We start from the raw sequence: 25,686 nt of genomic DNA, 5'->3' as shown, positions 1-25,686 counted from the left end.
GACGCTCGGTTAGCTGGCCGGGCCAGCGTGTTTCTTGAGGAGGCGCTCGGCGCGCTCCAGGTCTTTCTTGCCGCCGCAACTGTTGTGCAGCTCGATGGCGCGCTTGAGCAGGTCGATGCCGAACTGCAGCCAGGCCTGTTCGTCCGGGGTGAGCGTTTCGGCGTCGTAGTTGAGCTGGGCCAACTGGGCGCGGCCTTGGGCGAGCACCAGCTTGGCGCGGGCCTCGTCGGGCATGTCCTGGTCGGCGGTGAGTTCGGCGGTGCGGTTGAGGGTCACCAGCGGGAAAGGCTTGCCGGCCTTCTGTGCATTGAGCGCCGCGGTGGCGACTTCCTCGGCTACCAGGCAGCCGGTGGTGCGGTTGAAGCGATCCGGCATGACCAACTGGTGGCGCAGGACGTATTCGGCGATCTGCAGGCCGCCTTCGAAGTCGCTGGCGTCGAAGCGCCAGACCATGACGGTGACCAGCACGTCGTCTTGGGCGCCCTGGCCTGCCGAGAGCACGCCCTCGATGTAGGGGACGTACTCCGGCAGCAGCTCGGCCTTGAGCTTCGCCTTGCCTTCCGTGGACTGCACCTGCTTGAGGCGGAACTGGTCCTGCTGCAGCTTGGCCAGCATCACCTCGTAGTTGGTGGCGCCTTCCATGAGCGCAGCGGGGGCGGCGGCTGCCGCCTCCTGGGCTGCGCGCTTGCGCAGCTGGTTACGTTGGGCGAGGGAAAGGCTCATGGGTTAGGCCTCAGTCGGAGCCGGGTAGGTCATGGCCTCGATGTTTTCCACCAGGGCCACGGCGCCGAAGTCCTCGATGACGTAGGCGTCATTGCTGGACTGGTAGTCGGCCACGCGGTCGTACTCCGGCTCGTCCTTGAGGTGGCGGCGACGGGCGCCTTCCTGCCAGTAGATGGAGAGGTTCTTGAGGAAGGTGACCAGCACGGTGCCTTCCGGGAAGAACGGCGCATCGACCACCGGCAGGCCGCCGAGACGGGCGCGGCTGACGATCTCCTGGGCGGCATTCTCCTCCTGGTTGGCGGCGGAGCCTTTTTCCACGGCCTTGAGCAGCTTCTCGTGCATCAGGTCGCGGCTGACCAGGACGACCAGGTCCGGGCGGGTGCGGTGCCACGGGTCGAGCATCTGGACGGCATCGAAGACCAGGCCGTCGAGGGTCTGGTAGTCGCCGCTGATCTCGGTGTTGACACCGGCCACCTTGATGACCTTGGTTGCGCCGACGGTGACCTTGCCAGCCACTGCGCCTTCATCGAGCACGCGATCAGCGGCGCCGGTGCGGATCTTCTGCAGCCAGCCGATGTTGACGTCTTGCAGCAGCGGGTAGGTGGCGCGGTTGGTGGCCGCGGCAGCGCTGACACCGTTGAAGCCGATCATGATGCGGTCGAGTGCCTGGCGCTCGATGATGGCGTTGGTCAGGCGCACCTGGAAGTCCGGGAACTTGGCCCAGGCGTCGAGCAGGGCGTAGGGGAACGCCGTGTCGAAGTTGGTTTGCTTGCAGGTGTAGCTGTCCTTGGCCAGTTCGGACACGTCGGCCGGGTTGCGGCGGTTGCCGCCGGCGGTATTGGTGCGGCTTGCGACAGGGCCGTTGACGCCGACGAGCAGGGCCTCGCCGCTTTGTTCTTCGACGCCGATCAGGTTGATGGCCTTGAGGAAGGCGCTCGACTCCTGCATGGCGCTTTCCAGCGTCTGCTGCACGCTGGGGGTGACGTTGAATTTCTCGGTGGCGCTGGCCACGCCATTGACCAGGGCGATCTGCGCGGCCAGGGCGGTGAAGGCGATGCGGGTTGCGTTACGCATGGGGTGTTCTCCGGGTGTGCGGGCTGGTGAGGGTCAGAACTTGGTCAGCACTTTGCCTTCGCCGCCGGTTGCGGGCGGGCGCTGCTGCTGACTGTGGTCCTCGGTTTCGCTGAGGCGCTTGACCAGGTCGTTCAGCTCAGTTTCGAGCTTGTCGAACTTGGCGCTCAGCTCTTGGCGGGCCTTCTGTTCTGCGGTGAAGGCTTCGCCCTGCTCCTGGGCGTGCGAGGCCAGCGCCTCGACCGCTTCGGTCAGCTCGGAGAACTGGGCGTCGTCCTTGACGGCTTTGTCCTTGCTCTTGCCGAGGGCATCGAGCACGCGCTTGAACAGACCGTCGGTCTTGCTCTCGGGCTCGGTGACTTCCTCGAATTCGAGGGCGACTTCAATGGCCTCGGAGAACAGGTTCTCCGGGTCATTCTTGCGCGCCTTGAGGGGGTTGGCGTCGGGATGCTGGGCGCTGAAGCTGAGCATCTCGGTGCCCAGGCTGGCCGGGGTGTCGGTGACGGCGATGCCGTCCAGGTAGGCGCGGCCGGTGTCGGCGAACTTCGGGCGGATCTCGATGCTGGTGAAGATCTTCTGCCGTGCCTTGTTCAGGGCGATCAGGTCGGCGGTCGGCTCGATCTGGGCGAACAGGGCCAGTTTCTTCTTGCCGGCGACTTCGACTTCTTCGGTTTTCAGGGCAACGACGTCGCCGTAGGCCTTGAACGGGCCATCCGGCAGCAGGCTGCGGAAGTGCTCCAGCCAGACGCGGGCGCCGTAGGTGTTGGGGTTGTAGGTTTCGGCAGCGTCCACCAGCCACTGGCGCTCGATGGTGCGGCCGTCGGTGGTGGCGCCTTCGACGGCGACGCGGAAGAACTTGCTGCGGTACTTCTTGGCGGTGGCGTTTGCGGCCATGGGGCTTGTCCTCAATCCGGGGCGGTGGGCCTTTCGTTGAGGGCATGGTCGGCAGCGGGGCGGTTAGCAGCAACGCGCGGGGGTTGTGTGGCTGGGGCGGTACAACGTGCGGCGGTAGGGCCTCACGCGCGCGACCGGCAGCATCGGCGCCATGAACGCTATCGTCGAACTCCCCACCGATCACCGCCGCCACGCCAAGCACCTGTATTGGCAGGGCTATCGCGTGTGCGAGATCGCCGAGCTGATCGGCGAGAAGGAGAAGACGCTGCACAGCTGGAAGGCCCGCGACGAGTGGGATCGGGCCAGCCCGCTGGAGCGTATTCAGGCCGCCACCGAGGCGCGGCTGGTGCAGCTGATCCTCAAGGACCCGAAGAGCGGGGCGGACTACAAGGAAATCGACCTGCTCCACCGGCAAATGGAGAGGCAGGCGCGAATCGCGCGCTACCAGGAGGGCGGTACCGAAACAGACCTCAACCCGGAGCTGGCCAAGCGCAACGCCGGGGAAAAGCGTAAACCCAAGCGCAACGACATCACAGAGGAGATGGTCGAGAAACTGGTGGAGGCGTTTCTCGATGGCTGCTTCGACTACCAGAAGGACTGGTACCGGGCGGGCAACCAGCGCACGCGCGCCATCCTCAAGAGCCGCCAGATCGGCGCGACGTTCTACTTCGCCCGCGAGGCGCTGATCGACGCGCTGACCACCGGGCGCAACCAGATTTTCCTGTCGGCCAGCAAGGCGCAGGCGCATATCTTCAAGGCGTATATCCAGGCCTTCGCCCGCGACACGGTCGGGGTGGAGCTGACTGGCGACCCGATCATTCTGCCGAACGGCGCCGAGATGCACTTCCTGGGCACCAACGCGCGCACCGCCCAGGGCTACCACGGCAACTTCTACTTCGACGAGTTCTTCTGGACGTTCAAATTCAACGAGCTGAACAAGGTGGCCAGCGGCATGGCCATGCAGAAGCAGTACCGGCGCACTTACTTCTCGACGCCCAGCTCGATGGCGCACGAGGCCTATTCGTTCTGGACGGGCGAGCGCTTCAACAAGGGCAAGCCGGCGGCCAAGCACCTCAAGCTGGACGTGAGCCACGACGCGCTGCAGCAGGGCCGGCTGTGCGACGACAGGATCTGGCGGCAGATCGTCACCATCCTGGACGCCGAGGAGCGTGGCTGCGACCTGTTCGATATCGACGAGCTGCGCCTGGAGTACGACGCGGCGGCCTTCCAGAACCTGCTGATGTGCCAGTTCGTCGACGACGGGGCGAGCATCTTCCCGCTCAACCTGCTGCAGCCGTGCATGGTGGACAGTTGGTCGGTGTGGACGGACTACCAGCCTATGGCCATGCGGCCGTTTGCCGATCGGCAGGTGTGGGTGGGCTATGACCCGGCCGAGTCGGGCGATTCCGCCGGCCTGATCGTGGTGGCGCCGCCGCTGGTACCGGGCGGCAAGTTCCGCGTCCTGGAGCGGCACCAGTTCCGCGGCATGGACTTCAACGCCCAGGCCGAGACGATCCGCCAGGTGACGCGCCGCTACTGGGTGACCTACATCGGCATCGACACCACCGGCCTGGGCAGCGCGGTGGCGCAGCTGGTGCGCCAGTTCTTCCCGGGCTTGAAGACCTTCTCCTACAGCCCGGAGGTGAAGACGCGCCTGGTGATGAAGGCCTGGGACGTGATCAGCAAGGGCCGGCTGGAGTTCGACGCCGGCTGGACTGACCTGGCGTCGTCGCTGATGGCCATCCGCAAGACGGTCACGCCGGGCGGGCGGCAGTTCACCTATACCGCCGGGCGTAACGAACACACCGGCCACGCCGACCTGGCCTGGGCGCTCTTTCACGCATTGCACAACGAGCCGCTGGAGGGCCAGACCGTGGCCAACACCGGCATCATGGAGATCTACTCATGAGTAAACGGCGCGACCGCCACCAGCAGACGGTGGCCACCACGGCACAAGCCAGCGAGGGCGAGGTGCTGGCCCAGGGCGACGGCGGCCAGTCGATGGCCTTTACCTTCGGCGACCCGATGCCGGTGCTCGATGGCCGGGAAATTCTCGACTACCTGGAGTGCTGGGCGAACGGGCGCTGGTATGAGCCGCCGGTTTCGCTGGACGGGCTGGCCAAGTCGTCGAAGGCGAGCGTCTACCTTCAGTCGGGCCTGATCTTCAAGCGCAACGCGCTTGCCCGCACCTTCATCCCGCACCGGCTGCTCAGCCGGGCGGCTTTCGAGCAGATCGCCATGGACTGGGGCTGGTCGGGCAACCTGTACCTGGAGAAGCGCGACAACATGCTGCGCCAGGCGATCGGCCTGCAGCCCTGCCTGGCGAAGTACATGCGGCGCGGTACCGACCTGCAGACCTACTACCAGGTGCGCGGCTGGAAGGACGAGCACGAGTTCAAGGCCGGCAGCATCTGCCACCTGCGGGTGGCGGATATCAACCAGGAGGTCTACGGCCTGCCGGAATGGCTGCCCGCCCTGCAGAGCGCGTTGCTCAACGAGAGCGCCACGCTGTTCCGCCGCAAGTATTACCAGAACGGCAGCCATGCCGGCTTCATCCTGTACATGACCGACGCGGCGCAGAACGAGGACTTCGTCACCGACCTGCGCAACGCGATGAAGAACAGCAAGGGGCCGGGCAACTTCCGCAACCTGTTCATGTACGCGCCGAACGGCAAGAAGGACGGCCTGCAACTGATCCCGATCAGCGAGGTGGCGGCGAAGGACGACTTCGGCGCGATCAAGAACATCAGCCGCGACGACCAGCTAGCGATGCTGCGCATCCCGCCTCAGCTCATGGGGGTGGTGCCGCAGAACGCGGGGGGCTTCGGTTCGATCCGCGAGGCGGCCCAAGTATGGGCGGTCAACGAGCTGGAGCCTGAGCAGGCCCGGCTGCGGCAGATCAACGACTGGCTAGGGGAGGAGGTGGTGCGCTTCCGGCCGTATGAGATGCCGGCCGCCAGCTAGACGACCAGGACCATGAAGAAGCCGCCCTTGAGGCGGCTTTTTTACATCACCTCAGCCACGAAGTACTGGCTCTCAGTCTCGAATACGCCGACCACGATTTCACCGCGATCAGGCCTGCAAAGCTGGTAGGCATCGGCGAACTGCTCGAAACACTTGGCCAGCTCGGGCCGCTTAGCCCATTGGCGAGTGGTGCTGTCGCGGCTGTCTGCATGGCTCATCAGAAACTCATCAGCCTCTGGGATATGGACGGCATATCCATGGAAGGCTGCATCTTCTGGAAGGCCGAGATCGGCCTTGATGTCCGCCAAAGAGCGCTGTTCAAGGCCCAGCTGCTCGGCCAACTGCTCAGTGCGAGCCCTTGACTGCTGGATCCGCTGTTCAAGGGTCCCGCGATTCTTTGCCTGCCCCATATTCGTTCATCCCTGTCGATGCCCTGAAAGGTGGCGATCATACACCGGCCAGCACCCGGCGCGCGCGCTCGTCCCCCCGCCACGCCCCCGGGCTAAATGTGTCGTTTTTTCGGCACCCCTGCGACCACCGCGAGCCGGCCCAGTCCGGGGGCTTGGTGAGGTGATGAAGGGGGTGGCTATCCCTGCGAATCCCTGCGCGCAGGGGGCTTATCACGCTGCCGCTGAGCGGCTTCTGCGTAACAAGGGCAGGGGGGGCTTCTGGAAAAGAGTAATTTCAGTAATCCGGCGCTGTGGCAGTGCTGGAGGCCGCGTCTTTTGGGGCTTTCAGGATTACAAAAGGGAGTAACAGAGGAGTAATCAAAAAGGTAATTTTTTGCTAAGTGCCTGATTTATAAGGCTTTTAGAAAGGTCGAAAATCACCTTTTCAAAGAGTAATCAGATTACTTCAAGGTTACTTAAAGATTACTTCCTGCCGTTTCAGAAAAGCCCTGAAAAATCAGAGGCTTGCGAGCGTAAAACGGTCAAGATTACTGATGTTACTCTTTTTTCAGACCCCCCCTATACCTTTGGCCGGAGCCTTATCGCGCAGGGGCGCGCACGCGTATACGTGCGTTGGTCTTGTTACGCGCCTTGTTACGTTGTGGCGCGTTCACTCAAGCCAGAACGGCTGTAAGTGCTTGATTTAGATGGTGCCGGCACCAGGAGTCGAACCCGGGACCTACTGATTACAAGTCAGTTGCTCTACCAGCTGAGCTATACCGGCTAGGGGCGGCCATTATAGCCATTGCGCGGGGCGAGTAAAGGGTTTTGCTGGACGCTGGCCAGGTGGTGGTTATGCACAATAGGCACGTGCTATGTAGTGTGTGCTGCTGGCTTTGTGCGCTGCTTCTCGGTTTTTCGTAACTGTATGAATTTTAAAGTTTTAACGGGGATGCCTGAAAACTAGACAGGTCCTTGCAAGGCTGATCTGAAGCGGCTTGCAGGCATTGATCCCAGGCTCATCAACAGAGTTATCCACAGATACTGTGGAATAGTTCAGGCGGGGCGCTCAGCGAGCAGGAGCAGGTTGCGGGGGGTCAGTTGGCTGGCGCAAAACAGCCCGAGCTGCACCTGGTAGCCCTGTTCCTGCAGGTAGAGGGCGCGGTCGAGGAGCAGCCAGAGTTCCAGTGGGCGGCGGAACAGGGCGCGTGGCAGCTCCAGATTGCGTACTACGGCCAGACGTTGCCAGCCCTGTTGCTCAAGCGCCGACCAGTTGCGCGGAGGCGGCGGCGGGAGTTGCTTGAGCGCGGCAAGGTCTCGGCAGTAGTCGGCAAAGGGCTTGTGTAGCCAGTCTGCGGGCAGCGAGGGAGTGGGTAGGTACTCCGTGCTGTTACGCAGTTCTCGCTGCAGCAGGTCGAAGGCCAGGCGCCAGGCCATCGACTGGTCGCGTTGGCGTCGCGTACGTGAGCTGGCAGTGACGGTTTCACTGAGCGGCAGGCGCAGGTCATCCAGTGACAGCTGCAGGGTGGACTGTTGCGCCGGGCGGCTGAGTGGCTGGTAGTACGCGGTGCTGATGCGGTTGTAACAGCAGGGGGCCACGGCCAGGCGCGGGCAGCCGGCGGCGCTGGCCAGTTGCAGCAGGCGCACGTGCAGGTCGCCACAGGCGTGCAGGGCTACCGGGGTGTGATCGCTATGCAGGGCGGCAGCGCTGTCGTTGGCCAGCACGTCCTGCTGGCGGTGCGTGGCCTGTAGGTGCAGGCGCTGGCTGAGCTGTGCGCCGCTGGCGACCAGTGCCGGGTCGCTCTCCAGGCAGGTCAGTTGCTGCGCGGGCCAGGCTAGCAGGCGACCCAGGTGTCCCTTGCCGGAACACCAGTCGAGCCAGTGTGTTGGCTGAGTGCGAAACGGCAGGCAGCTGGCGAAGGCTTCGATTTGCTGGCGTTTGCGTCCGGGGACGTCGACGAACAGGCTGTGTGGTGTATCGCCCAATGAATGGCTGGGAAATTGCCCCAGGCTGATCAGCTGCCTGGCCTGTGCGGCCAGTTCGGGGTAGGGCGGTGGCGCCTCGGTCAGCTGTTCGGGGTGATTGTGCTGGGTTTCGGCTTGCTCCAGGCTGCGCGCGCGCAGCCAGTTGGCCAAGATGGGGTGCCGGGTTTCCCAGGGCAGCTCCAGCAGGGTGAACGGGCGCGGTCGCCAGATGTCCTGATGCTGGTCGAGGAAGGCGTCCAGTGCCTGGAAACGCTCGGCCAGTGCGTTGCCGCTGAGGATCATTGCTCGTTCTCAGCGGCCCTGGCAGGCATCGACGCGCAGCCAGCGTTCGAGCAGCTTGAAGGCCTGGACCAGGACAAAGGCGATCAACAGGTAGAACAGGCCGGCGGCAAAGAAGATTTCTACCGGCAGGTAGGTGCGGGCAATGATGGTGCGCGCCATGCCGGTCAGTTCGAGCAGGGTGATGGTGCTGGCCAGGGCGCTGGCCTTGAGCATCAGGATCACTTCGTTGCTGTAGGCCGGCAGGCCGATGCGTGCAGCGCGCGGCAGGATGATGTGCAGCAGGGTCTGGCGGCGGCCCATGCCCAGAGCGCGTGCAGCTTCGATTTCGCCGGGGGGGATGGCCTGGATGGCACCTCGGAGAATTTCTGCGATATAGGCTGCGGTATGCAGGGTCATGGTGATGATGGCGCACCAGTAAGGGTCACGCAGGTAGGGCCACAGCGGCCCCTGGCGGATCACATCGAACTGCGCCATGCCGTAGTACACCAGGAATAGCTGCAGCAGCAGTGGTGTGCCGCGGAAGAAGAAGATGTAGCCAAAGGGCAGGGCGCGCACATACCAGTGGCGCGAGGCGCGGGCGATACCCAGCGGGATGGCCAGCAGCAGGCCGGCGATCACCGCGATGGCGACCAGTTCCAGGGTCAGCAAGGCGCCTTCGGTCAGGCGTGGCAACCATTTGATGATGACGTCCCAGTTCATGACGCGCTCCGCACGAAGCCGCGGTTGGCTCGTTTTTCCAGGAAGTACATGCCAGTCATGGCGAGGATGGTCAGCCCCAGGTAGATGAAGGCGGCAACCATGTAGAAAGTGAAGGGCTCTTTGCTGGCCGTTACGGCGATCTGCGAACGACGCATGATTTCCTCAAGGCCGATCACCGAAACCAGCGCGGTGTCCTTCATGAGGATCATGAACAGATTGCCCAGGCCTGGCAGGGCGATGCGCCACATTTGCGGCAGGATGATCGTCCAGAGAATGCGCGGGCGCGACAGGCCCAGGGCCAGACCGGCTTCGCGATGACCTCTGGGAATGGCCAGGATGGCACCCCGGAAGACCTCTGTGGCATAGGCGCCGAAGCACAGGCCAAGGGCGATGGTGCCGGCGGCAAAGGCGTTCAGTTCCAGGCTTTCCAGGCCCAGCCAGTCGGCCAGGCTACGCATCAGGCCGACCGTGCCGAAATAGATGAGCAGTACCCAGAGCAGCTCCGGCACGCCACGTACGATGGTCGAATAGCTGCTGCCCAACCATTGCAGAGGCTTGTAGGAGGAGGTTTTGGCCAGGGCGCCGAGCAGGCCCAGCACCAGGCCGACCGCCAGCGCGGCGAGGGCCAGCTGAATGGTCATCCAGGTGCCGGCAGCCAGGGCCGGGCCGAATCCGTGAAGGTCTGGGGTCATTGCTTAACTACGCAAGGCAGGGCCGGGGCGGAGGCCCCGGCCGGTGGCATCAGTAGATGCTGAACGGGAAGTACTTGTCGTTGATCTTCTTGTAGGTGCCGTCTTCGACGATCTCCGCCAGGGCCTTGTTCAGGCGCTCGCGCAGCGGATCGTTCTTGCGTACGGCAATGCCGATCTTGTCGTTGTCGAAGACCGGCTCACCCTTGAACTCGAAGGACTGGCCGGCATCGCTTTTCAGCCATTCCCATTGCACGAAGGTGTCGGCGAGGATGCCGTCGAGGCGTCCGGACGACAGGTCGAGGTAGGCGTTTTCCTGGGTGTCGTACAGTTTGATATCGACCACGCCGTCGAGGTTGTCTTCCAGCCAGGTGCCGGCGATGGTCGCGCGTTGGGCGCCAATCACCTTGCCCTTGAGGCTGGCCTTGTCGGTCTTGAATTCGCCATCCTTGGGCGCCACGAACTGCAGCTTGTTGGTGTAGTAGGGCTCGGTGAAGTCGACTGCAGCCTTGCGCTCTTCGGTGATCGACATGGAGGCAATGAGGAAGTCGAACTTCCTGGCATTCAGTGCCGGGATGATGCCGTCCCAGTCGGAAGTGACCACTTCGCACTCAACCGCCATCTTGGCGCACAGTGCCTGGCCGATTTCCACGTCGAAACCACCGACTTGACCACTGGCGTCGATCAGGTTGAAGGGCGGGTAGGCGCCTTCGGTGCCGAGCTTGAGTTTTTCCGCGGCAACGGCCTGGGCGCCGAAGGCCAGGGTGGCAGCAGCAGCGAGCAGGATCTTCTTGTAGTTCTGCATGGTGGAGCTCCGTTAGCGATTGCTGGACATGAATTGCTTGCAGCGGGCCGACTGGGGGTTGTCGAACACCTGGTCGGGCGGGCCTTGCTCCTCGACCAGGCCCTGGTGAAGGAATACCACTTCACTGGATACCTGGCGGGCAAAGTTCATCTCGTGGGTCACCAGCAGCATGGTACGGCCTTCTTCGGCCAGCGCACGGATAACGCTGAGGACTTCCTGCACCATTTCCGGATCGAGTGCCGAAGTGGGCTCGTCGAACAGGATGACCTTGGGCTGCATGGCCAGGGTGCGCGCGATAGCTGCACGTTGTTGCTGGCCGCCGGACAGCTGGTTGGGGTAGCTGTGGCGTTTGTCGGCAATACCGACCTTGGCCAGCAGGGCTTCGGCGCTGTCGATCGCTTCGGCCTTGCTCAGGCCCAGCACGCGACGCGGTGCCTCGATGATGTTGTCGAGGATGCTCATGTGCGGCCAGAGGTTGAAATTCTGGAACACGAAACCCAGCTCGCTGCGGATGCGGTTGATCTGCTTGTGGCTGGCGGCGACCAGCTCGCCGTTCTTCGCCGCTTTGAGCTTGAGTTCTTCGCCGGCGACGATGATCTGTCCCTGGTGAGGGTTTTCCAGCAGGTTGATGCAGCGCAGGAAGGTCGACTTGCCGGAGCCTGAGGAGCCGAGGATGGAAATCACATCACCGTCGCGGGCGGTGAGGGAAATGCCCTTGAGCACCTCCAGGTCACCGTAGCGCTTGTGCAGGTTGCGAACTTCCAGTGCGGGGGTGGCCTCGGCCATGGCGATTCTCTTTGTTGGCTGGTTATGGGTGTATGTGCCTTCCTGGCAGAAGTGGCAGCGGCCGGGCGATCCACTGGTTTGCTGGCGGTCAAGCTAGCATAGCGTTTTGCCCAGCGCCAAGCCGCATGGGCGTTGAGCCGGGTTACCGGGCCTGGGCTGTCGCATTGTTGCAGCTGCCTGTCGCCAGGGGCAAAGAATGCCGGGCAGCGCGCGCGGCTGGCACTTTAGCTGATCTGGCTGGTGCTGGCTGCGCGACGGGTGGTCGCGGCTGGCAAGCACCCTAGACAACAAAAAACCCGCACTAGGCGGGTTTTAAGTGTTTGATCGGCAAGGCCGCTCAAACGTAAGAGTGGTGCCAGAGACGGAACCAAACCAGAAGCGTAAACCCTTATCGCTGCTGGACTTTTTCGGTTCTCGTTTTCTTCGACATCCCTAAGAACATCCCTAAAAACAAAAGTACCCTAAAAGTTCGGCGCGGATTATGCCCGAACAGTCCCACCGATTACCAACCGGACGCATTGCCGGGTTGGTTTGTTTCATTTCCGTCAGTGTGGCGCACAGGGTTGCCGGTAACGGTTAGTTAACCGTTACCGCGCCGTTACCGCACCGTTACGGCGCTGTGCCGGGCGGGGCAGTTGGCTGGCCTGCTTGCCCTGGGGTAAATCTCCCTCACCAAAGGGGGGCTTTGGTGCGCGCAAGGGTGGCCAGGCTGTCGAGGTATTCCCCCAGTGGGGGAAGATGGGGCTTTGGTGCGCGCAAGGGTGGCCAGTTTCCCCAGGGGCAAAACGTGAATTTTGGAGACGCGCAAAAAAGGCTCCCCCTGTCGTTCGGGCATTCCCTCGGGCCAGACTTTTTGCCCTCCCCCCTCCCGTCTGCCCTGGTTGCCGCTGTGTTGTTGCTCGGTTCGCGCTTCCGGCTGGCTGCCTGCCTCGGGGCCTTGCAGGGCGGGCCTTTGGCTATCAGGTGAAGAGGAACCGGAACCGGGGGTGCGGGCTTGGCCCGTATGTAGTGCGGCGGCGGGGCTCGAACTACCCTCATCATGCCCCCCTATGGGAGTACCTTTTGCGATTGGCTGGCGCTATCGGTAGCCATGCCGCTGGCCTGCTGCCTTGCTTGCTCATGCGCAGCCCGCCCTTGTGGGGGAACCGATACGCCAGCACCGGGTGCGTGCCCTTGGGGTGAGTGCTTGGAGCTGCTGCGCTCGGCCTAACTGGGCGGGTGCTAGGTTGCTGTATGCCCGCTGCCCTGGGCGCGGGCTGGTGCGGCCTGGTGGGCAATAACAACACAACAACCAACCCCCGAAAAATTCTCATACATGGCGGCGGGGCGGGGCTCGAATTACCCGCAAGGCACCCCCCGTCCGGCAGAACCTAAAGCAGGGGGGCTGCCACCTTGCCGCTGCCCGTCCTTGTGGGGCTGGTTGGTGCTGGCGCGGTGTTGCTTAGTTTGTGGGGGAACCGGGGGAACTGGGGGAACCGCCAGCACTGGCGCGGCCTCCAGCGGTTCCCCCAGGGAAACACGCGGGGGAACCGGGGGAACCGATACGCCAGCACCAGGTGCGTGCCCTTGGGGTGAGTGCTTGGAACTGCTGCGCTTGGCGATATGACCAGGTGCTGGCTGCCCTGTGGGTGAACGATTCGTTCAGCCTTGCTGGGTGTCGTGTACTGCGTTGGCCACGGCTTCACCCTGTCGCGTGGCGCTTGATGCCTTGGCGCGTGGCTGCCAGTCGGGATGCAATCGCCGGTAGCGCTCGACTGCCTGCCGGGTCTGCTCCAGCAGGGCGGCCAAGTCTTGGCGCTGTGGCTTGGTGTGGGTGTCTCTGTGCATGGCGTGACCTCCTTGTCTGCCTGTGGAGTGTAGGCCACTTGCAGCGCCATGAATGCCCTGCTTAATTGCGGGGGCGATCCCGGTTTTCCCCTTCCTTCACCCTCTCCATGCAGAAATACAAAAAACGGCCACAGCCCGCGCCAGTGCTGGTGCGGGTGCTTTTTGCAGAAATGCAGGAACAGCGCCTTAGCGTTCGATTACTCGGCTGCCGTGGGCATCATGCACAACCAGCGCGGGGCGACGGATAGTCACGCTGCCGTCAGCGTTCACAGCATGGGCAACAGCGCCATAGAACGGGCCACCCGGCGCGAACGGATCAGGCAGGGCCTGCGCCGGGGCTGTGCGTATAAAGTCCATGGTGGCCAGCAGGCACGCTTGATAGAGCGGGCTGCCTTCGCCCCATGCCTTGCTGCGAGGCTCTGCGCTGTTCTCCAGGTCGTGGATAGCCACCAGGTCACAGAAGGTGTGCCACCCTTCGCGGCGGGCCCTGGGGCGGTCTGCCTGGTTGATGTTCAGCAGGTCGGCCAGCGCCTCGAAGCCCAGCACAGCGGCCAGGCCCTGGCGATCCAGCACCAGCACCCTGCCCACGTCCAGCAGCACAGCAAGGGCGCTCTCCAGTTCGCTGCGTCGGTGTTCGCCGGCCTGGCGCTCGATGTCGTCAGCGGCTTGCCTGGTGAACGGCTCGAACTGGCGCAATTTAGCAGCCTGGCGGCGCATGGCTCGGCGCTCTCTGCCGATGGCTTCCCGCACTTCGCAGAGCAGGCGGCACACGCGCCTGGCGATGGTCAGGGCGTCACGGGGGGTGGCGTTTGGCTTCTGACTTATCAGGGCCAGGTTCTGTACAAGTGACATAGATTCAACTCTCCAGAATATCGGCGTCTGCCCAGCGCCAGCGCGCAATGGTCAGGGCTTCGTCATAGGTCATTGGCTGGCCGACCATGTACCCGACTGGCTCACCGGCACGGATGACCTGCCAGGCGCTGCGGGTATGTTTGCCAGGGGCTGGCGTGTCAGCGGCCACAGCGCCGGGCAGGTGCGTTGCCGCCATGTCGTTACTGGGGCAGGCAGGTGCCAGGTGCACGGTTTTTTGCAGCTGCTGTGAACCCTCCGGCGTGACCGGGGCAGTCTGTAGCCGTTGGAGCAGTTGCCGTGCGCCAGCCATGGTTAAGCCTCCCGTGGTTGCAGGTGGTAAAGGCGCTGGCTCTGCCCGTCAGCCTTAACCTGCTTGGCGCGCTTGCCGCCTTCGCCCCGCTCGGTGAGCCATCCGGCAGCGTCCAGTACTTCCAGCACGGTGCGCTGCTCGAAGCCTGGCACGGCACGCCTTAGCCCTTCGCTTGTCAGCAACCAGGTGCGCCGCCCGGCATCCTCCCGCCACCAGCCCGCACGGTCACGGACAGGGGCGCTATCACGGCCCAGCTCAGAGAAGTGCGCTTCCCCATGGCGGGTGATGAACTCCAGCACCAGGGCCTTTATGGCAGCATCCTCGCTTGGGTCGGCGCTGCGCTCGCTTTGCCAGTTGGCGAACAGCTCCAGCATGGCCAAGCGGGCGGCATCCGGCTTCAGTGGCAGCAAGCCGCACCCGATAGCCAGTTCACCGGCCAGCGCCAGCAGGGCAAAGCGATCTGCTGCGCGGCCTTCCAGGTTGTTGCGGGGCTGGTACTGGGCGCGTAGCAGTGTCAGGGCTTCGGGTAGCCCGTCCAGGCCCTCACCGTCCAGCAGGTGGCGGACAAAGGCGGGCCCGGCGTGGCCGTAGTGGGTGACGCTGGCTCGCTTTATTGCCTTGGACAGGCTGCCCCCATCGGGGTGGCCATGTAGATGATCCCAGCAGCCGTGACGGCGGGCGGCGCTCAAGTCCAGCAGCCGCACCTCCTGCCCCGCTTTGCTGCGTTTTCCGGCCTCGGCCATTTTGGCAGGCAGCGTCAGCTCCCCGGATGAAAGCAGCGACACACGCCAGCGGTTGGTGGTGCGTGCGCCCCCGGTGCGGGTTGCGCGGGCGCGCCCGGTGCCGTTGGCCAGGGCATAGACAATATCGCCAACCTTGGCCGGGTCAGACTCCCCCAGTTCGTCCAGTGCCAGCAGGGTGTCATTGCGTTGGCTGGCGATCCCCTCCAGGCCGTTGCCGGTTGCGTTCCATGTGCGCAGCAACTGCTCACCGTGCCCCCAAACCGAGGCCGCGGCCTGGGCGATGCTGCTTTTCCCGGTGCTGCTTTTGCCGTGCAAGTTGATCCCGCCACTCTGCTGGCGCGTTGGGTACAGCAAGGGGCCAGCCAGGGCAGTGCAGATGCCCAGGATCAACAGTGGGTTGCCGGCACTGAAACGGGCCACGTTATCGCGCCAGCCGTCCAGGTTGCCGGCCCTGGTGAAGTCATCCAGGTTGGCCAGCTCGCTTTGCAAAATGGCGTCCCCCTGGCCGATGTTCTCCCCCGGCATGATGAACAGCTCCGTACCATGCCAGCCGGTGGTGCTGGCGGCGGTGACCTGGCGGTCTGGGTGCTGGCTCTGAATGTACCGGTTCAACTGCTTGAAGCCGTCCGGGTCTATCTCTACCCCCATGCTCAACAGTTCCCGGCGCAAATCCTCCCCGCTACCGCTCAGCATGGCCATGGGCATGGCCCATTCCCGCCATTGCCCCAGCGTGTTGCGGAACCTCAACAGCCGCCCGAAGTGGGCACCGTTGCAGCTGGTGACGGCAGAGACATGCAAGGGTGAGCACACCCAATGGTCGAACGGTGCGGGCGCGGCGTCACCCTTGCCAGGTCGCTGGCCGTGCCAGTAGACGCCAGCGCGCAGCTTGTTACCGGTGCTGGTGGTGACGGGGTGGTCATAGACCCGAAAGCCTGGCCGGTCGATGTCAGGGGCAACCGGCTCGCTTACCAGCTGTAGAATGCTGGCCTTCTCTTGGGCGTTGCTCATGCGTGGGCCTCCCGCCATTGGCGCAGGTCGTTAAAGTCAGACAGGGTGACGGGCGCACGGCTTGGCCATTCGGGCAGCACCAGGCCACAGCCCAGGGCGGCAGCCGCTCGCACAGCACTGGTGCGGCCTGGGTTGCCCTCGGTCTGGCGGTCATCGTCGCCGGCGATGATCAGCACCGCGTCAGGGTGACGGCGTTGCAGGCGTCGGCCTGCCTCCAGCAGGTTGCCGGCATTCATGGCGCACGCTACGGCTGCGCCGGTTTCTTCGTGGATACTGGCCCCGGTTGCCCAGCCTTCGCACAGGTACAGCGGCTGGCCGGCTGCGATGCTGCCCAAGGTTGAGCAGCAGCCCTTGATCAGGCCGCCACTCAAGAAGCGCTTGGCTCCGTCCAGGTCTATGCGTTGCAGGTTCACCAACTGCCCGTCACGACTCAGCGGCACAAGCAACTGGCCAGCCTGCTGGCGCAGGGTGTGCGGGCGGCAGCCCTTGGCGACCAGGTAAGGGTGCGCAGGATCGGCGCGGCGAGCGTCGCGCCACAGGCGGGTGGCACGCTCTGCTGCGGCCTGCTGGCGCTGGTGCTGCTCGGCCTCTCGCTGGTGCCTGGCCTGCTCGATACGCTGGCGCAGGTGCTCACGCTCCAGCAGGGTGGCAGGTGCTCGGCTGCTCCAGGTGTGGCTGGTGCCGGTTTTCCAGCTGCCAAACGATCCCCAGGGCAGGCCGTCCAGGTGAAGCACGTACCAGCCGTTGCGAGTGCCGGGGCGGTCGCCTGGGACGTGTACGCGGTGCAGATGCCCATCCGCAACGGGTAGCCAATCCAAAGGCCCCCAGGCGGCTTGCAGGGCTGCGCGGAAATCGCTCAAGCCATCCATAACAACACCTCCAGCCCAAGCAGCAGCACCAGGTCAGCGCCAGCAGGTTGCAGCGCCAGCAACAGGGCGCTGGCTTTTTTCAGGCAAGCCGAGCCCATCGGCACAGCGGTGCCGTTTTTTGTGTGCATGGTGATTACTCCCCTGCGGTCGCTTGCCAGTAGCCGGTGGCGACCAGGAAGGCGTGCCCTGGCTGCTCGGCTTGCCGCGCCTCGATTACCAGGCGCTTGATGGCTTCGGTGTGCTGCTCGGCCTCTGCTCGGTCGGCATGGCGCAGGTCAATCCGCACAATGGCCACCAGGGCAGCAGGCAGGCTGCTGCGGAGCATTTCGGCCAGCTCCAGCGCCAGCCCTCCGATTGTCAGCGGGGGCAGTTCGCGGCGTCGCCCGGTACCGGAATGGCAGACGGTGACCACATGGCCCCGGGTGGTGCTGTTTGGCATGGTGCTCATGTCCATTGCTCCCGGTCAGGCGCGGCATAGCCCCACGCTTCATTTGCACGCTCGAAGACAAGCGCACCGATTGCGGCCACAGCGTGCGCCAGGCCGTAGCGGTCTTCTTCCGATATCTCGTGCTCGGAGTCATCAGCCCCCAGCAGCCGGCCTATTGCCTCCAAGCCCTTGCCGGCGCTCGCCAGCACTTCGGCGCGCTGCTGGATCATTTCGAACGCTTGGCGGTCGGTTATGCGGCTCATTGCGCACCCCCTTCTGCATCGTGTCCGGATGGCGTGCGGACGGCTTGCGCCTGCTCTGCAATCTCCCGGGCGTAGTCCAGCTGGGTGGTCAGGTCGCCGGTTTGCGCGGTCATAAAATCGCGCCAGTCTGCCAAAGCACCCAAGCCCAGGTCGGTCAGGTGGCGAGCATCAAGCAGGCCGCTGCGAATGCCGTCTCTCAGGTTGGCGAACTCTACCGGGTAGGCTTTGCGGATTGCGCGCAGGGTGGCGGCGAGCATGTCCAGTTGCTCGGTGGTGGCGTTCAGCAGGTCGATAGCATCCTGCGCCACGTTGGCGGCGGTGTTGGCCTGGCTCATTGCGCACCCCCTACAGCTTCCAGGGCACGGGCCTTGGTTATGTGATGCTGATAACGGGCCAGGCGAGTGGCGGCAGAGGAATCGGCACGCAGTGCGGCAAAGGCCATGCGGCGATGGGCAGCGGCGCGAAGCCGGGACGGATTGAGGGTGTTGTGCATGGGTGTAGCTCCTTGAGTAGTGGAGCTGTCACCGCCTGCGGCCAAGCAGGTTAGGGTGGCAGCTGTACGCGGGTTGGCCGACCGGGACTCAAGGCACCCGGCACACCCGAAGGTGTCCCGCGCACAGCCGCCATAACTCGAAGAGGCGGACACAAAAAAAGCGCCAGCATTCGGATGGTGGGCGCTTGTGCGCCTTGAGTGATTCGACCGGCCAAGGTCGGCCACGGGATTTACCGCGACGGGCACACCATAGCGGCAACGCTGGCGCTTGGCAACGGCTGGCAGGGGCGGGGAGGCATTCATGCGGCCACCTTCCGGCCTTTGCGGCAAAGCATGTCCAGCACGCGCTGGGCATGGCGGCGCTCGCTGCGTGGCAGGCTGTAGCGGATCACGTCGCAGGGTTGCCCCCAATGGTTGGGCACCTTCTCTGGTGTGCGCTTGAAAGTCAGCCCGTGGTCATTGGCCAGGTCGCTGATTGTGCTGTTCAGGCAGTGGTCACCGATGCGCTCAGCCTCGAAGCGATTGAGCGGGCCAGTGTGCAGCAGGTGCCCAAGAATGCGAGCAATCTTGCTGGGTGCCAGCGGCTGGCTGTTGGTGATAATGTTGCCCTGCGACTGGCTGCCTTGTTTCTCGGAACGGGTGGCCTTTTTCATTTAAGCGGCTTCCCCACGGCAGGCTGCAATGCGGTCGTCGCACCAGGCCATCACTTCGGCTTCGATCCATACCACGGACTTGGGGCCCAGGTTGATCTGCTTAGGGAATGTGCCAGCGGCAATGCGGCGGTAAATCTCGGAGCACGAAAGACCGGTGATTTGTTCCACGGCCTGGCGCTTGATGAAGTGGCGGGCGGTTTGGGTTGAACTGGTTTTGGCTGCCATTGCTTGTCCCTCCGGGGGTATTTCAAGGCGTTGTGGGGAATCACGCTTGAAATGCTGGCGGGGCAGAGGGGGCTGGAACAGGTGACAGCTTGCAGAAAAGGGGTGGCCGGTTTGGGTTTGCGCTGTGGGTAAAACGGCGCGGGGCAGACAGGGCGCGGCTTGTAACCTGTCACCCCTTTTGGGTGTTCTTCTTAGATACAACTCCCCCGTTCTTCCGTGCTTTCCAGGCAAGCGCCCATGACAAACGCTTGCCAACACTTTCAGTCGGCGGCTCCACGTTATCCCGCCACCAGCGTTTAGCCAGTTCTCCGATGCCTATGCCGTTGCGGGCTGTCGGGTCTGTTGTGCCGTTTTCTGTCAGGTCGCACCAGGCGGCCACCATGCGCTGCCCTTCTACAGGGGCCAGCGGGTTGCTGGTGTCCATAAAGGCGAGGATGCCGGCGTGGTCGCGCAGTTGATCCTCCAAGAGCGTGCGCGCTCGGCGGTCATCCTCTGCGTCCCTTCTGTGCTGCTCTGCGGCTTCTTGTGCCTGCTGGGTGCGGTGTTCCTGGGCTCTGAGCTGGGCGCGTAGCTGCTCGTTTTCCCGTGCCAGTAGTTCACACCTCTGCTCGGCAGCCTCTAGCCGGTGGCTGGCGCTGTGCTCACCCTCGATACGCTGCTGCGCTTGGCGCAGTGCGAGACATTCCGGGGCGCTTCCAGGCAAGGGCGGCTGGTGTTGTGTAGCCGGTTGCGGCCCTTGGCCTGGTGCTGGCGCTGGTGCCGCAAGATGTAAGGCTGCCGCCAGCTCGGCACGCGACTCGGCCTCAAGCTCAAGGCGGGCAATCCAGTGACGGGCCAGCAGTACGGCTCCGGCTTGGACTGAGCCGCTTGCGGTTTCCACAGCTGTCTCTGTTATTCCAGCTGCCCGCTGCTCGAAGTATGCGGCCAGTGCTTCCAGTGTGATGCCGCCGGCACCCGTGGCTGGGTCATACAGGGTGACGCTGGCGAAGGCGGCGTCTATGACCTGGTTGGCCGGGCCAAGGGTGCGCAGCACCCCAGCCAACTCGCTGGCGAGCAGGCGAGGGTTAAACCGGCTGCCGTCGCTCCATGCCTCGATCACTTGCGGCAGGCGGATGCGGCCAAAAGGTTGTGGTGACTGGTTTGGCACTGATGCCATTCCTGTGTGGACATACAGTAGTGCCAGGAATCCTAACAGCAATTCCCTTGCGTTCCCTAAAGTCACCAGCAGGCGGCCACGCCTCTGGCGCGCCGTGTTGCGGCACGTTTTGCGCGCTGTCGAATCGTGGCGCGCACGGGTGGCGCGCACGGGTGGAGCGTGTCGGTTCTGGCACTCTGTGCTGGTTCCGGCACTCTGTGCCGATATGGCCCGGTTCCCCCGGTTCCCCCGTGTGTTTTCTTGGGGGAACCGCTGCAAGGCCCGTGGTTGCTGGTGGTTCCCTCGGTTCCCCCGGTTCCACCACCAAACAAGTGGAACCACAGCAAACACGTCTGCAAGGGTCTGGCTTATGGCAGAGCCGGAAAGGGTCGCCCGCGACTTACACTTTCGTGAGTTTTCAGGGAACCGGGGGAACCGCTCAGGCCTGGCGCTTTATGTTCACCACGTTGGCACCAGAGCAGAGTGCGTCGATAGAGTCTGCCCAGGCTTGCATCATTTCCCGGCGTTGCTCCAGGTAGGTGGCATGGTTGTAGGTGTCGCGTATTTCGTCGGCGTCACCGTGCGCTAGCTGGCGCTCAATCCAGTCGCGGTTATAGCCGCGCCCGTTCAGCTCGGTGCTCAGCAGGTGGCGGAATCCGTGTCCGGTCTGGCGACCTTCGTAGCCCAGCAGGCGCAGCGCCTTGTTGATGGTGTTTTCACTCATGGGGCGGTCTGCATTCTGCTGGCCGGGGAACAGCAGGGCGTAGGTGCCGGTGATCTCTTGGAGCTGGCGCAGGATGGCTACGGCCTGGCGAGGCAAGGGCACGACATGCGGGCGGCGGGCCTTCATGCGTTCTTTCGGGATCGTCCAGGTGGCTGCGTCAAGGTCGAACTCTGCCCAGGGCGCAGCGCGCAGCTCACCAGGCCGTACCGCTGTCAGGATCAGCAGGCGAATGGCGCACCGTGTATGCGTGTGGATGTTGGCCTTGTCCAGCCGTGTCAGCAGCTCGGGCAATTCAGCCAGCGGGATGTATGGATGGTGGCGTGCTGCTTTGGGTGGGGCTGCCACAACATCCAGATCAGTGGCCGGGTTGTTATCGACTACGCCCTTTGCCAATCCATAGCGGAATATCTGGTGTAGCCACTGGCGTATCTTGCCGGCAGCGTTCAGCGTGCCCCGTGCCTCTACCTTGCGCACCAGTTCAACCAGGTCGGGGCGCGTGATGCTGGCCAGCGCTTGCTGGCCCAGGTTCGGGATCAGGTCGTTCTCCAGGTAGAGCCTGGCCTTGTATGCGGTGCTTTCGGCCCAGCGTGGCGCGTTGTAGCCGTACCACTCACGGGCCAGTGTCTCGAAGGTGACGCCTTCCACCTTCTTGGCTTGCTTGGCGGCTCTTTTCTGCTCTCCGGGGTCGATACCATCCGCCAGCAGTTGGCGTGCTTCTGCGCGCCTTTGGCGGGCCTTCACCAGAGGCACGTCAGGGTAAGCGCCAAATGACAGCGGGGTCATGTCTCTGCCGTCGAATCGGTACTTGAAGCGCCACAGCTTGGAGCCGTTCGGCTTGATCTCCAGGTAAAGCCCCTGGCCATCGGTCAGCTTGTAGAGCTTCTCTTTGGGCTTGGCGGTCTTAATGGTGGAATCGCTCAGGGGCGTGACTGTGCGGGGCATTGGGCACCTTCGTAGGGATGTCGGTGATGACCGAACCGGCGACATCCCTAAGAATGTCCCTAAACCTTTGGGCCTGCAAGGGAAGGTCTGGGAACCCCAGAAAGCAGAAAGCCCGCACGGGGCGGGCTCTCTGTGGTGTTTCGGGTGATGCTGGCACTACCCGAAAACGAAAGGTGGTGCCCAGAGACGGAATCGAACCGCCGACACGGGGATTTTCAATCCCCTGCTCTACCGACTGAGCTATCTGGGCAACGGGGCGCAATTAAACGGGCTTTGTGCGCTAGTGTCAACCCTGCGCCCGAAAAATATTTAATTATTCCGGGCGCTTAGCGATGCTCAGGCGCTGGGCGGCACATAGCCTTCAGCTTTGGCGTAGTCCTCGCCGCTGAGGAACTTGTCCATTTCCTGCTGGAGGAACTTGCGGTCTTCGGCGTTCATCATGTTCAGCCGGCGCTCGTTGATCAGCATGGTCTGGTGCTTCTGCCATTCGTCCCAGGCCTGGCGTGAGACGTTCTGGAAGATGTCTTCACCCTTGGCGCCAGGATAGGGCGGACGATCGAGGCCGGGAAGTTCTTGCTTGTGCTTGCGGCACAGTACGGTGCGGGTCATCGCGACTCTCCTTCGGGCAATGCGTGGGCGGCGCGCTTGAGCAGGGTCTTTACCGGGGCTGCCAGGCCCAGGCGCGGCGGGCTGGCGAGGTTATACCAGAGCCAGTCGCCTTCGGCCATGCGCGGGGCAACCTGCTGGCAGTGCACCAGCCAGGGTTCTATGTGTAGCTGGAAGTGGCTGAAGGTATGACTCAGCGTGGGCAGTGCCTGGCGCGCGCCCAGTTGCAGACCGTGCTGGCTGGCCAGGCTTTCGAGGTGGGCCAGCGTGCTGACTTCCGGCAGGCTCCACAGCCCGCCCCATAGCCCGCTTGAAGGGCGGCGATAGAGCAGGATGTCACCCTGCGGATTGCTCAGCAGCGCCATCAGGGTCTGGCGCTGGGGCAGTTGCCGGCGGGGCTTGGGCTCTGGGTAGGCGCTGGGGCAGCCAAGCTGGTGGGCGCGGCAGCTGTCGCGCAGCGGGCAGAGCAGGCAGCTGGGTTTGCTGCGGGTGCACAGCGTGGCGCCCAGGTCCATCATCGCCTGGGTGTAGTGGTTGACGCGTTGCGTGGGCGTCAGCTGCTCGGCCAGTGCCCATAGCTGACGGGCCACGGCGCTTTCCCCCGGGTAGCCAGGCAGCGCGGCATAGCGCGCCAGTACCCGCTTGACGTTGCCATCCAGGATAGCTGCGCGTAGCCCCATGCTCAGGCTGGCGATGGCGCCTGCGGTAGAGCGGCCGATGCCTGGCAGCTCGGCCAGTTGCTCGACGCTGCGCGGGAACTCCCCGGCATGCTGGGTAACGATGATCTGTGCGGTTTTGTGCAGGTTGCGGGCGCGGCTGTAGTAGCCCAGTCCGGTCCACAGGTGCAGCACTTCGTCTTCATGCGCCGCCGCCAGGGCCTGCACGCTGGGCAGGGCCTGCATGAAGCGTTCGAAGTAGCCCAGCACGGTGGCGACCTGGGTTTGTTGCAGCATGATTTCCGACACCCATACCCGATAGGGGCTGATGTCCTGCTGCCAGGGCAAGTCCTTGCGGCCGTGCTGGTCATACCAGGCCAGCACGGCATCGGCGAACGTGTGGGTGGTCATTGCTTGAACAGGCCGCGCAGGGCGTCCTTGAGTTCCGGGCTGACTTTGTCGCCGAGTTTTTCCTCAAGTTTTTCGGTCAGCTTGCTGCCGGCCAGGCGCGCCGCGATCTTGCCCAGGCCGTCCTTGTCCAGGCGGCAGGCCTTGCCGCCCAGCTCCAGTGGGCCGCGGCAGCGCAGCGGCCATTCGATGCCCTGGTAGCGTTCATTGACCTGGCAGGCCGGGTCGGGCATTTCCCGCTGGTCGCCTTCCAGGGTGATGCCGGCACGATAATCCATGCCCAGTACGCGCAGGTCGATGTCGCCCTGGCCCTTGACGCTCAGGCCGGGCAGGCGCACCTGCAGGTCCGGGTTGTTGGCCACGCCGTTGCGAATGCGCAGGCTGCCATCGAGGCGCTGGAACGGGGTGTCGCGACCGCTTGGCGGGTTGCTCAGCGGCTTGCGATTGAGCGTGGCGATGCCCTGGCATAACTGCTGTTCGAGGTTGGCATCGAGCAGTACGCCATCCAGCACGGCGAAACGCATGTCGCCATTGAGGGCATCGACCCAGGCCTGCTGGCTATTGCCCTGGGTGGTCAGTTGAGCCTGCAGGTCGAGACGGCCGCGCAGCGGCAGCGATTCGCCCTGGGCTTTGAACAGTTGCTCCAGCGGCAGACGGCTGAGGGTTTTGTTGAGGCTCAGGCGAATCGGCTGCTCGCGCAGATCGGCTTCGCCGGTGGCTTCAAGGCGCCCGTCGAACAGTTCGCTGCGCAGCTGTTTAAGGGTCAGACGCCCCTGTTTGGCGTGCAGCTGTAATTGCAGGTTGCGTAGCGGCAGGCCGTCGTAGTTTAGCTGGCCAAGGCTCAGGCTGGCCTGCAGGTCGAGCGGGCGCAGGCGGGCCAGGGGCAGCATCTCGCTCTGGCTCCAGGCCTGCTGGGTCGGCGCGCCAGGCAGTTCGCTGGTGCCGCTGCTGCCGGCGCGGGCCAGCGCTTCGCGGACTTCGCCCTGGCGCTGGCTGGGTTGTTCAGCGGCTTTTGGCGGCAGGTAGCGGTCGAGGTCGAGGCGATCACCCTGCAGTTGCAGGCGCAGGGCCTGGCGTTGCCAGTCGCTGACGGCGATCTGGCCGGTGAAGCGGCTGTCGTCGAGGCGTAGCTTGAGATCCTGCAGGTTCAGGCTCTGGCTGTTGCCGCTGAGACGGGTGCTCAGTTCGAACTGCTCGAGGGCGCCGGCATCGTTCATCGCCGGTAGTTCGATGCCCAGGCCGGTGAGGAACTCGCGCAGGTTGAAGGGGGCCAGGGATAGTCCGCCTTCCAGCTGGCTGCCCTTGTCCAGTTCGCGCAGGCGCAGCTCGCCGATGGCACGCAGTTGGTTGGCGCTGAGCTTGAAGCTGCTCCATTCAGCAATTTGGGCGGCCTGGTCGAGCAGCAGTTGGCCCTGGCTGCTGAACGTCAGCGTCTTGCCTTGCAGGGGTTCGCCGGAGGCTTCGCCCTGCAGCTGCAGGTCTTCCAGCTGGTAGCGCTGCAGGCTGCGCTCGAAGCGCAGTTTGCCGCTGAGTTCGGCCTTGGCGCGCAGCACGGGCTGGTTATTGGCGAAAAAGCCGGACAGCTTGATCGGGATGCTTTGCCCTTCGGTAATCGCCCCGGTACTCAGCTGGATACCCTCCAGGCTGTACTGCTGGCCGCTGGCCAGGTCCTGGTAGCGAATCCGCGCGTTGCTCAGGGTCAGGCTGTCGATGTCCAGACGCACGGCCTGCGTGCTGCTCTGCGGCGCGGCGGGCGGCGGGCTGGCGGGCTGCGCGCCAGTAGCGGGACGGCTATCGCTGGGCGTTGCGGTCTGCGCCTGGCCAAGTTGCTGCCAGTTGCCACGGCCCTGGGCGTCGCGCTGCAAGTCGAGCTCCAGGCCGTCGACCCGGATGGCGCTCATCTGTACTTCGCGGCGCAGCAGGGGCATGACCCGCACCGACAGGCCCAGCAGGCGTACCCGTGCCAGGGGCTGTTCGGGTTGTTGCAGGCTGGCAATGGTTGCGTCGCTCAGTTCCAGGCCCAGCCAGGGGAACAGGCTCCAGCCGATGTCGCCCTGCAGGCGCAGTTCTACGCCGGCCTTATCGCGGGCCAGCTGGCTGATCTCGTCCTTGTAGTCATTGGGATTGAACAGGTGAGTGAGTGCCAGGCCCAGGGCTACCAGCAGCAGAAGCAGGCCAAGCAGCAGCAGGCCGAGGATTTTGCCGAGCGCTTTCATCAAGCAGTCCTTGTTTCAACAGGGTCCGGGGCGGGGAGTAT

General features: G+C 64.0%; 28 protein-coding genes and 2 tRNA genes. 2 read left to right on the top strand and 28 right to left on the bottom strand.

All coding sequences use genetic code 11. The annotated features are described in order from the left end of the window. Positions 1 to 9 precede the first annotated feature (9 nt). From gpM to CW360_RS10075, 3 genes are read right to left on the bottom strand one after another with little or no spacing between them, the layout of a single operon-like run. The gene (gene gpM / locus CW360_RS10085) at positions 10 to 723 is read right to left on the bottom strand and encodes a phage terminase small subunit (protein WP_101193607.1); all 714 of its coding nucleotides are present in this window, start codon (positions 721 to 723) and stop codon (positions 10 to 12) included. Between the two features lie 3 nt (positions 724 to 726). Beyond that, on the bottom strand, positions 727 to 1,797 hold the full coding sequence (locus CW360_RS10080) for a phage major capsid protein, P2 family (RefSeq protein WP_101193606.1): 1,071 nt from the start codon (positions 1,795 to 1,797) through the stop codon (positions 727 to 729). Positions 1,798 to 1,830: 33 nt separating this feature from the next. Continuing rightward, a complete protein-coding gene (locus CW360_RS10075) occupies positions 1,831 to 2,688 on the bottom strand; it encodes a GPO family capsid scaffolding protein (RefSeq protein WP_101193605.1) in 858 nt (285 codons plus the stop codon). A gap of 151 nt (positions 2,689 to 2,839) precedes the next feature. On the opposite strand from CW360_RS10075, the gene CW360_RS10070 reads away from it, so the two are divergent. Continuing rightward, positions 2,840 to 4,597: a terminase ATPase subunit family protein gene (locus CW360_RS10070; RefSeq protein ID WP_101193604.1), complete on the top strand. Its 1,758-nt coding sequence runs from the start codon at positions 2,840 to 2,842 to the stop codon at positions 4,595 to 4,597. Then, positions 4,594 to 5,652, top strand: a complete 1,059-nt coding sequence (locus tag CW360_RS10065) for a phage portal protein (RefSeq protein WP_101193603.1) — start codon at positions 4,594 to 4,596, stop codon at positions 5,650 to 5,652. The genes CW360_RS10070 and CW360_RS10065 overlap by 4 nt, the downstream gene beginning before the upstream one ends. 41 nt (positions 5,653 to 5,693) lie before the next feature. Here CW360_RS10065 and CW360_RS10060 read toward each other — a convergent pair whose 3' ends face one another. From CW360_RS10060 to CW360_RS09945, 25 genes are all read right to left on the bottom strand, one after another. Next, positions 5,694 to 6,062 carry a hypothetical protein gene (locus CW360_RS10060; RefSeq protein ID WP_101193602.1) on the bottom strand — a complete coding sequence of 123 codons (369 nt, stop codon included), beginning with the start codon at positions 6,060 to 6,062 and terminating at the stop codon, positions 5,694 to 5,696. 687 nt (positions 6,063 to 6,749) lie between these two features. Then, positions 6,750 to 6,825: transfer RNA gene (locus CW360_RS10055), tRNA-Thr, on the bottom strand. Between the two features lie 272 nt (positions 6,826 to 7,097). Then, on the bottom strand, positions 7,098 to 8,309 hold the full coding sequence (locus CW360_RS10050; RefSeq protein ID WP_101193601.1) for a methyltransferase: 1,212 nt from the start codon (positions 8,307 to 8,309) through the stop codon (positions 7,098 to 7,100). 9 nt (positions 8,310 to 8,318) lie between these two features. Next, positions 8,319 to 9,008 (bottom strand): ABC transporter permease, encoded by a 690-nt coding sequence (locus CW360_RS10045; RefSeq protein ID WP_093984544.1) that lies wholly within the window; start codon positions 9,006 to 9,008, stop codon positions 8,319 to 8,321. After that, positions 9,005 to 9,700: an ABC transporter permease gene (locus CW360_RS10040; RefSeq protein WP_093984545.1), complete on the bottom strand. Its 696-nt coding sequence runs from the start codon at positions 9,698 to 9,700 to the stop codon at positions 9,005 to 9,007. The genes CW360_RS10045 and CW360_RS10040 overlap by 4 nt, the downstream gene beginning before the upstream one ends. 49 nt (positions 9,701 to 9,749) lie before the next feature. Then, positions 9,750 to 10,502, bottom strand: coding sequence for an ABC transporter substrate-binding protein (locus tag CW360_RS10035; protein WP_101193600.1), 753 nt, complete (start codon positions 10,500 to 10,502; stop codon positions 9,750 to 9,752). 12 nt (positions 10,503 to 10,514) lie between these two features. After that, a complete protein-coding gene (locus tag CW360_RS10030; RefSeq protein WP_093984547.1) occupies positions 10,515 to 11,288 on the bottom strand; it encodes an ABC transporter ATP-binding protein in 774 nt (257 codons plus the stop codon). 1,641 nt (positions 11,289 to 12,929) lie between these two features. Beyond that, positions 12,930 to 13,115 (bottom strand): hypothetical protein, encoded by a 186-nt coding sequence (locus CW360_RS10020; protein WP_101193598.1) that lies wholly within the window; start codon positions 13,113 to 13,115, stop codon positions 12,930 to 12,932. Between the two features lie 186 nt (positions 13,116 to 13,301). Continuing rightward, positions 13,302 to 13,967, bottom strand: coding sequence for a hypothetical protein (locus tag CW360_RS10015; protein ID WP_212633291.1), 666 nt, complete (start codon positions 13,965 to 13,967; stop codon positions 13,302 to 13,304). Positions 13,968 to 13,971: 4 nt separating this feature from the next. Beyond that, a complete protein-coding gene (locus CW360_RS10010) occupies positions 13,972 to 14,277 on the bottom strand; it encodes a hypothetical protein (protein ID WP_101193597.1) in 306 nt (101 codons plus the stop codon). 2 nt (positions 14,278 to 14,279) lie between these two features. Next, the gene (locus CW360_RS10005; RefSeq protein ID WP_245874695.1) at positions 14,280 to 16,028 is read right to left on the bottom strand and encodes a DUF927 domain-containing protein; all 1,749 of its coding nucleotides are present in this window, start codon (positions 16,026 to 16,028) and stop codon (positions 14,280 to 14,282) included. Further along, entirely contained in the window at positions 16,025 to 16,897 is an 873-nt protein-coding gene (locus CW360_RS10000) for a toprim domain-containing protein (RefSeq protein ID WP_101193595.1), read from the bottom strand. The genes CW360_RS10005 and CW360_RS10000 overlap by 4 nt, the downstream gene beginning before the upstream one ends. Beyond that, a complete protein-coding gene (locus CW360_RS16810) occupies positions 16,885 to 17,025 on the bottom strand; it encodes a hypothetical protein (protein WP_157825287.1) in 141 nt (46 codons plus the stop codon). Before CW360_RS16810 ends, CW360_RS10000 begins: the two co-directional genes overlap by 13 nt. A gap of 5 nt (positions 17,026 to 17,030) precedes the next feature. Beyond that, entirely contained in the window at positions 17,031 to 17,345 is a 315-nt protein-coding gene (locus CW360_RS09995) for a hypothetical protein (RefSeq protein ID WP_101193594.1), read from the bottom strand. Beyond that, complete coding sequence (locus CW360_RS09990) at positions 17,342 to 17,587, bottom strand: hypothetical protein (protein WP_101193593.1); 246 nt, start codon at positions 17,585 to 17,587, stop codon at positions 17,342 to 17,344. Before CW360_RS09990 ends, CW360_RS09995 begins: the two co-directional genes overlap by 4 nt. Then, positions 17,584 to 17,922, bottom strand: coding sequence for a hypothetical protein (locus CW360_RS09985; RefSeq protein ID WP_101193592.1), 339 nt, complete (start codon positions 17,920 to 17,922; stop codon positions 17,584 to 17,586). Before CW360_RS09985 ends, CW360_RS09990 begins: the two co-directional genes overlap by 4 nt. Further along, a complete protein-coding gene (locus CW360_RS16910; protein WP_170307381.1) occupies positions 17,919 to 18,080 on the bottom strand; it encodes a hypothetical protein in 162 nt (53 codons plus the stop codon). The genes CW360_RS09985 and CW360_RS16910 overlap by 4 nt, the downstream gene beginning before the upstream one ends. Before the next feature lie 299 nt (positions 18,081 to 18,379). Continuing rightward, positions 18,380 to 18,733, bottom strand: coding sequence for a hypothetical protein (locus CW360_RS09980; protein ID WP_101193591.1), 354 nt, complete (start codon positions 18,731 to 18,733; stop codon positions 18,380 to 18,382). Then, the gene (locus CW360_RS09975) at positions 18,734 to 18,958 is read right to left on the bottom strand and encodes a helix-turn-helix transcriptional regulator (RefSeq protein ID WP_101193590.1); all 225 of its coding nucleotides are present in this window, start codon (positions 18,956 to 18,958) and stop codon (positions 18,734 to 18,736) included. Between the two features lie 169 nt (positions 18,959 to 19,127). Beyond that, the gene (locus tag CW360_RS09970) at positions 19,128 to 20,105 is read right to left on the bottom strand and encodes a hypothetical protein (RefSeq protein WP_157825285.1); all 978 of its coding nucleotides are present in this window, start codon (positions 20,103 to 20,105) and stop codon (positions 19,128 to 19,130) included. Between the two features lie 427 nt (positions 20,106 to 20,532). After that, the gene (locus CW360_RS09965; RefSeq protein WP_101193588.1) at positions 20,533 to 21,759 is read right to left on the bottom strand and encodes a tyrosine-type recombinase/integrase; all 1,227 of its coding nucleotides are present in this window, start codon (positions 21,757 to 21,759) and stop codon (positions 20,533 to 20,535) included. A gap of 174 nt (positions 21,760 to 21,933) precedes the next feature. After that, a tRNA-Phe gene (locus CW360_RS09960) sits at positions 21,934 to 22,009 on the bottom strand. 86 nt (positions 22,010 to 22,095) lie between these two features. Continuing rightward, positions 22,096 to 22,368, bottom strand: coding sequence for an oxidative damage protection protein (locus tag CW360_RS09955; RefSeq protein WP_093984548.1), 273 nt, complete (start codon positions 22,366 to 22,368; stop codon positions 22,096 to 22,098). Beyond that, positions 22,365 to 23,432, bottom strand: coding sequence for an A/G-specific adenine glycosylase (gene mutY, locus CW360_RS09950; RefSeq protein ID WP_093984549.1), 1,068 nt, complete (start codon positions 23,430 to 23,432; stop codon positions 22,365 to 22,367). Before mutY ends, CW360_RS09955 begins: the two co-directional genes overlap by 4 nt. Then, positions 23,429 to 25,645 carry an AsmA family protein gene (locus CW360_RS09945; protein WP_101193587.1) on the bottom strand — a complete coding sequence of 739 codons (2,217 nt, stop codon included), beginning with the start codon at positions 25,643 to 25,645 and terminating at the stop codon, positions 23,429 to 23,431. Before CW360_RS09945 ends, mutY begins: the two co-directional genes overlap by 4 nt. Positions 25,646 to 25,686: the final 41 nt, after the last annotated feature.

Origin of the sequence: Pseudomonas fluvialis (assembly GCF_002835605.1) — a bacterium.
Lineage (GTDB): Bacteria > Pseudomonadota > Gammaproteobacteria > Pseudomonadales > Pseudomonadaceae > Aquipseudomonas > Aquipseudomonas fluvialis.
The sequence above is the reverse complement of the archived record's forward strand: the minus strand, read 5'-3'. Positions and strand labels throughout refer to the sequence as shown.

What these genes read in the sequence shown, in the direction of transcription:
- mutY (WP_093984549.1), bottom strand. Translation starts at nt 23,432, where the DNA reads ATGACCACCCACACGTTCGCCGATGCCGTGCTGGCCTGGTATGACCAG.
- CW360_RS09975 (WP_101193590.1), bottom strand. Translation starts at nt 18,958, where the DNA reads ATGGCAGCCAAAACCAGTTCAACCCAAACCGCCCGCCACTTCATCAAG.
- CW360_RS10030 (WP_093984547.1), bottom strand. Translation starts at nt 11,288, where the DNA reads ATGGCCGAGGCCACCCCCGCACTGGAAGTTCGCAACCTGCACAAGCGC.
- CW360_RS10065 (WP_101193603.1), top strand. Translation starts at nt 4,594, where the DNA reads ATGAGTAAACGGCGCGACCGCCACCAGCAGACGGTGGCCACCACGGCA.
- CW360_RS10045 (WP_093984544.1), bottom strand. Translation starts at nt 9,008, where the DNA reads ATGAACTGGGACGTCATCATCAAATGGTTGCCACGCCTGACCGAAGGC.
- gpM (WP_101193607.1), bottom strand. Translation starts at nt 723, where the DNA reads ATGAGCCTTTCCCTCGCCCAACGTAACCAGCTGCGCAAGCGCGCAGCC.
- CW360_RS10000 (WP_101193595.1), bottom strand. Translation starts at nt 16,897, where the DNA reads ATGGATGGCTTGAGCGATTTCCGCGCAGCCCTGCAAGCCGCCTGGGGG.
- CW360_RS16910 (WP_170307381.1), bottom strand. Translation starts at nt 18,080, where the DNA reads ATGCACAACACCCTCAATCCGTCCCGGCTTCGCGCCGCTGCCCATCGC.
- CW360_RS10040 (WP_093984545.1), bottom strand. Translation starts at nt 9,700, where the DNA reads ATGACCCCAGACCTTCACGGATTCGGCCCGGCCCTGGCTGCCGGCACC.
- CW360_RS10010 (WP_101193597.1), bottom strand. Translation starts at nt 14,277, where the DNA reads ATGGCTGGCGCACGGCAACTGCTCCAACGGCTACAGACTGCCCCGGTC.
- CW360_RS10070 (WP_101193604.1), top strand. Translation starts at nt 2,840, where the DNA reads ATGAACGCTATCGTCGAACTCCCCACCGATCACCGCCGCCACGCCAAG.
- CW360_RS10035 (WP_101193600.1), bottom strand. Translation starts at nt 10,502, where the DNA reads ATGCAGAACTACAAGAAGATCCTGCTCGCTGCTGCTGCCACCCTGGCC.
- CW360_RS10080 (WP_101193606.1), bottom strand. Translation starts at nt 1,797, where the DNA reads ATGCGTAACGCAACCCGCATCGCCTTCACCGCCCTGGCCGCGCAGATC.
- CW360_RS10060 (WP_101193602.1), bottom strand. Translation starts at nt 6,062, where the DNA reads ATGGGGCAGGCAAAGAATCGCGGGACCCTTGAACAGCGGATCCAGCAG.
- CW360_RS09955 (WP_093984548.1), bottom strand. Translation starts at nt 22,368, where the DNA reads ATGACCCGCACCGTACTGTGCCGCAAGCACAAGCAAGAACTTCCCGGC.
- CW360_RS09945 (WP_101193587.1), bottom strand. Translation starts at nt 25,645, where the DNA reads ATGAAAGCGCTCGGCAAAATCCTCGGCCTGCTGCTGCTTGGCCTGCTT.
- CW360_RS09985 (WP_101193592.1), bottom strand. Translation starts at nt 17,922, where the DNA reads ATGAGCCAGGCCAACACCGCCGCCAACGTGGCGCAGGATGCTATCGAC.
- CW360_RS09990 (WP_101193593.1), bottom strand. Translation starts at nt 17,587, where the DNA reads ATGAGCCGCATAACCGACCGCCAAGCGTTCGAAATGATCCAGCAGCGC.
- CW360_RS10005 (WP_245874695.1), bottom strand. Translation starts at nt 16,028, where the DNA reads ATGAGCAACGCCCAAGAGAAGGCCAGCATTCTACAGCTGGTAAGCGAG.
- CW360_RS09965 (WP_101193588.1), bottom strand. Translation starts at nt 21,759, where the DNA reads ATGCCCCGCACAGTCACGCCCCTGAGCGATTCCACCATTAAGACCGCC.
- CW360_RS10015 (WP_212633291.1), bottom strand. Translation starts at nt 13,967, where the DNA reads ATGTCACTTGTACAGAACCTGGCCCTGATAAGTCAGAAGCCAAACGCC.
- CW360_RS10020 (WP_101193598.1), bottom strand. Translation starts at nt 13,115, where the DNA reads ATGCACAGAGACACCCACACCAAGCCACAGCGCCAAGACTTGGCCGCC.
- CW360_RS10050 (WP_101193601.1), bottom strand. Translation starts at nt 8,309, where the DNA reads ATGATCCTCAGCGGCAACGCACTGGCCGAGCGTTTCCAGGCACTGGAC.
- CW360_RS16810 (WP_157825287.1), bottom strand. Translation starts at nt 17,025, where the DNA reads ATGCACACAAAAAACGGCACCGCTGTGCCGATGGGCTCGGCTTGCCTG.
- CW360_RS10075 (WP_101193605.1), bottom strand. Translation starts at nt 2,688, where the DNA reads ATGGCCGCAAACGCCACCGCCAAGAAGTACCGCAGCAAGTTCTTCCGC.
- CW360_RS09995 (WP_101193594.1), bottom strand. Translation starts at nt 17,345, where the DNA reads ATGAGCACCATGCCAAACAGCACCACCCGGGGCCATGTGGTCACCGTC.
- CW360_RS09980 (WP_101193591.1), bottom strand. Translation starts at nt 18,733, where the DNA reads ATGAAAAAGGCCACCCGTTCCGAGAAACAAGGCAGCCAGTCGCAGGGC.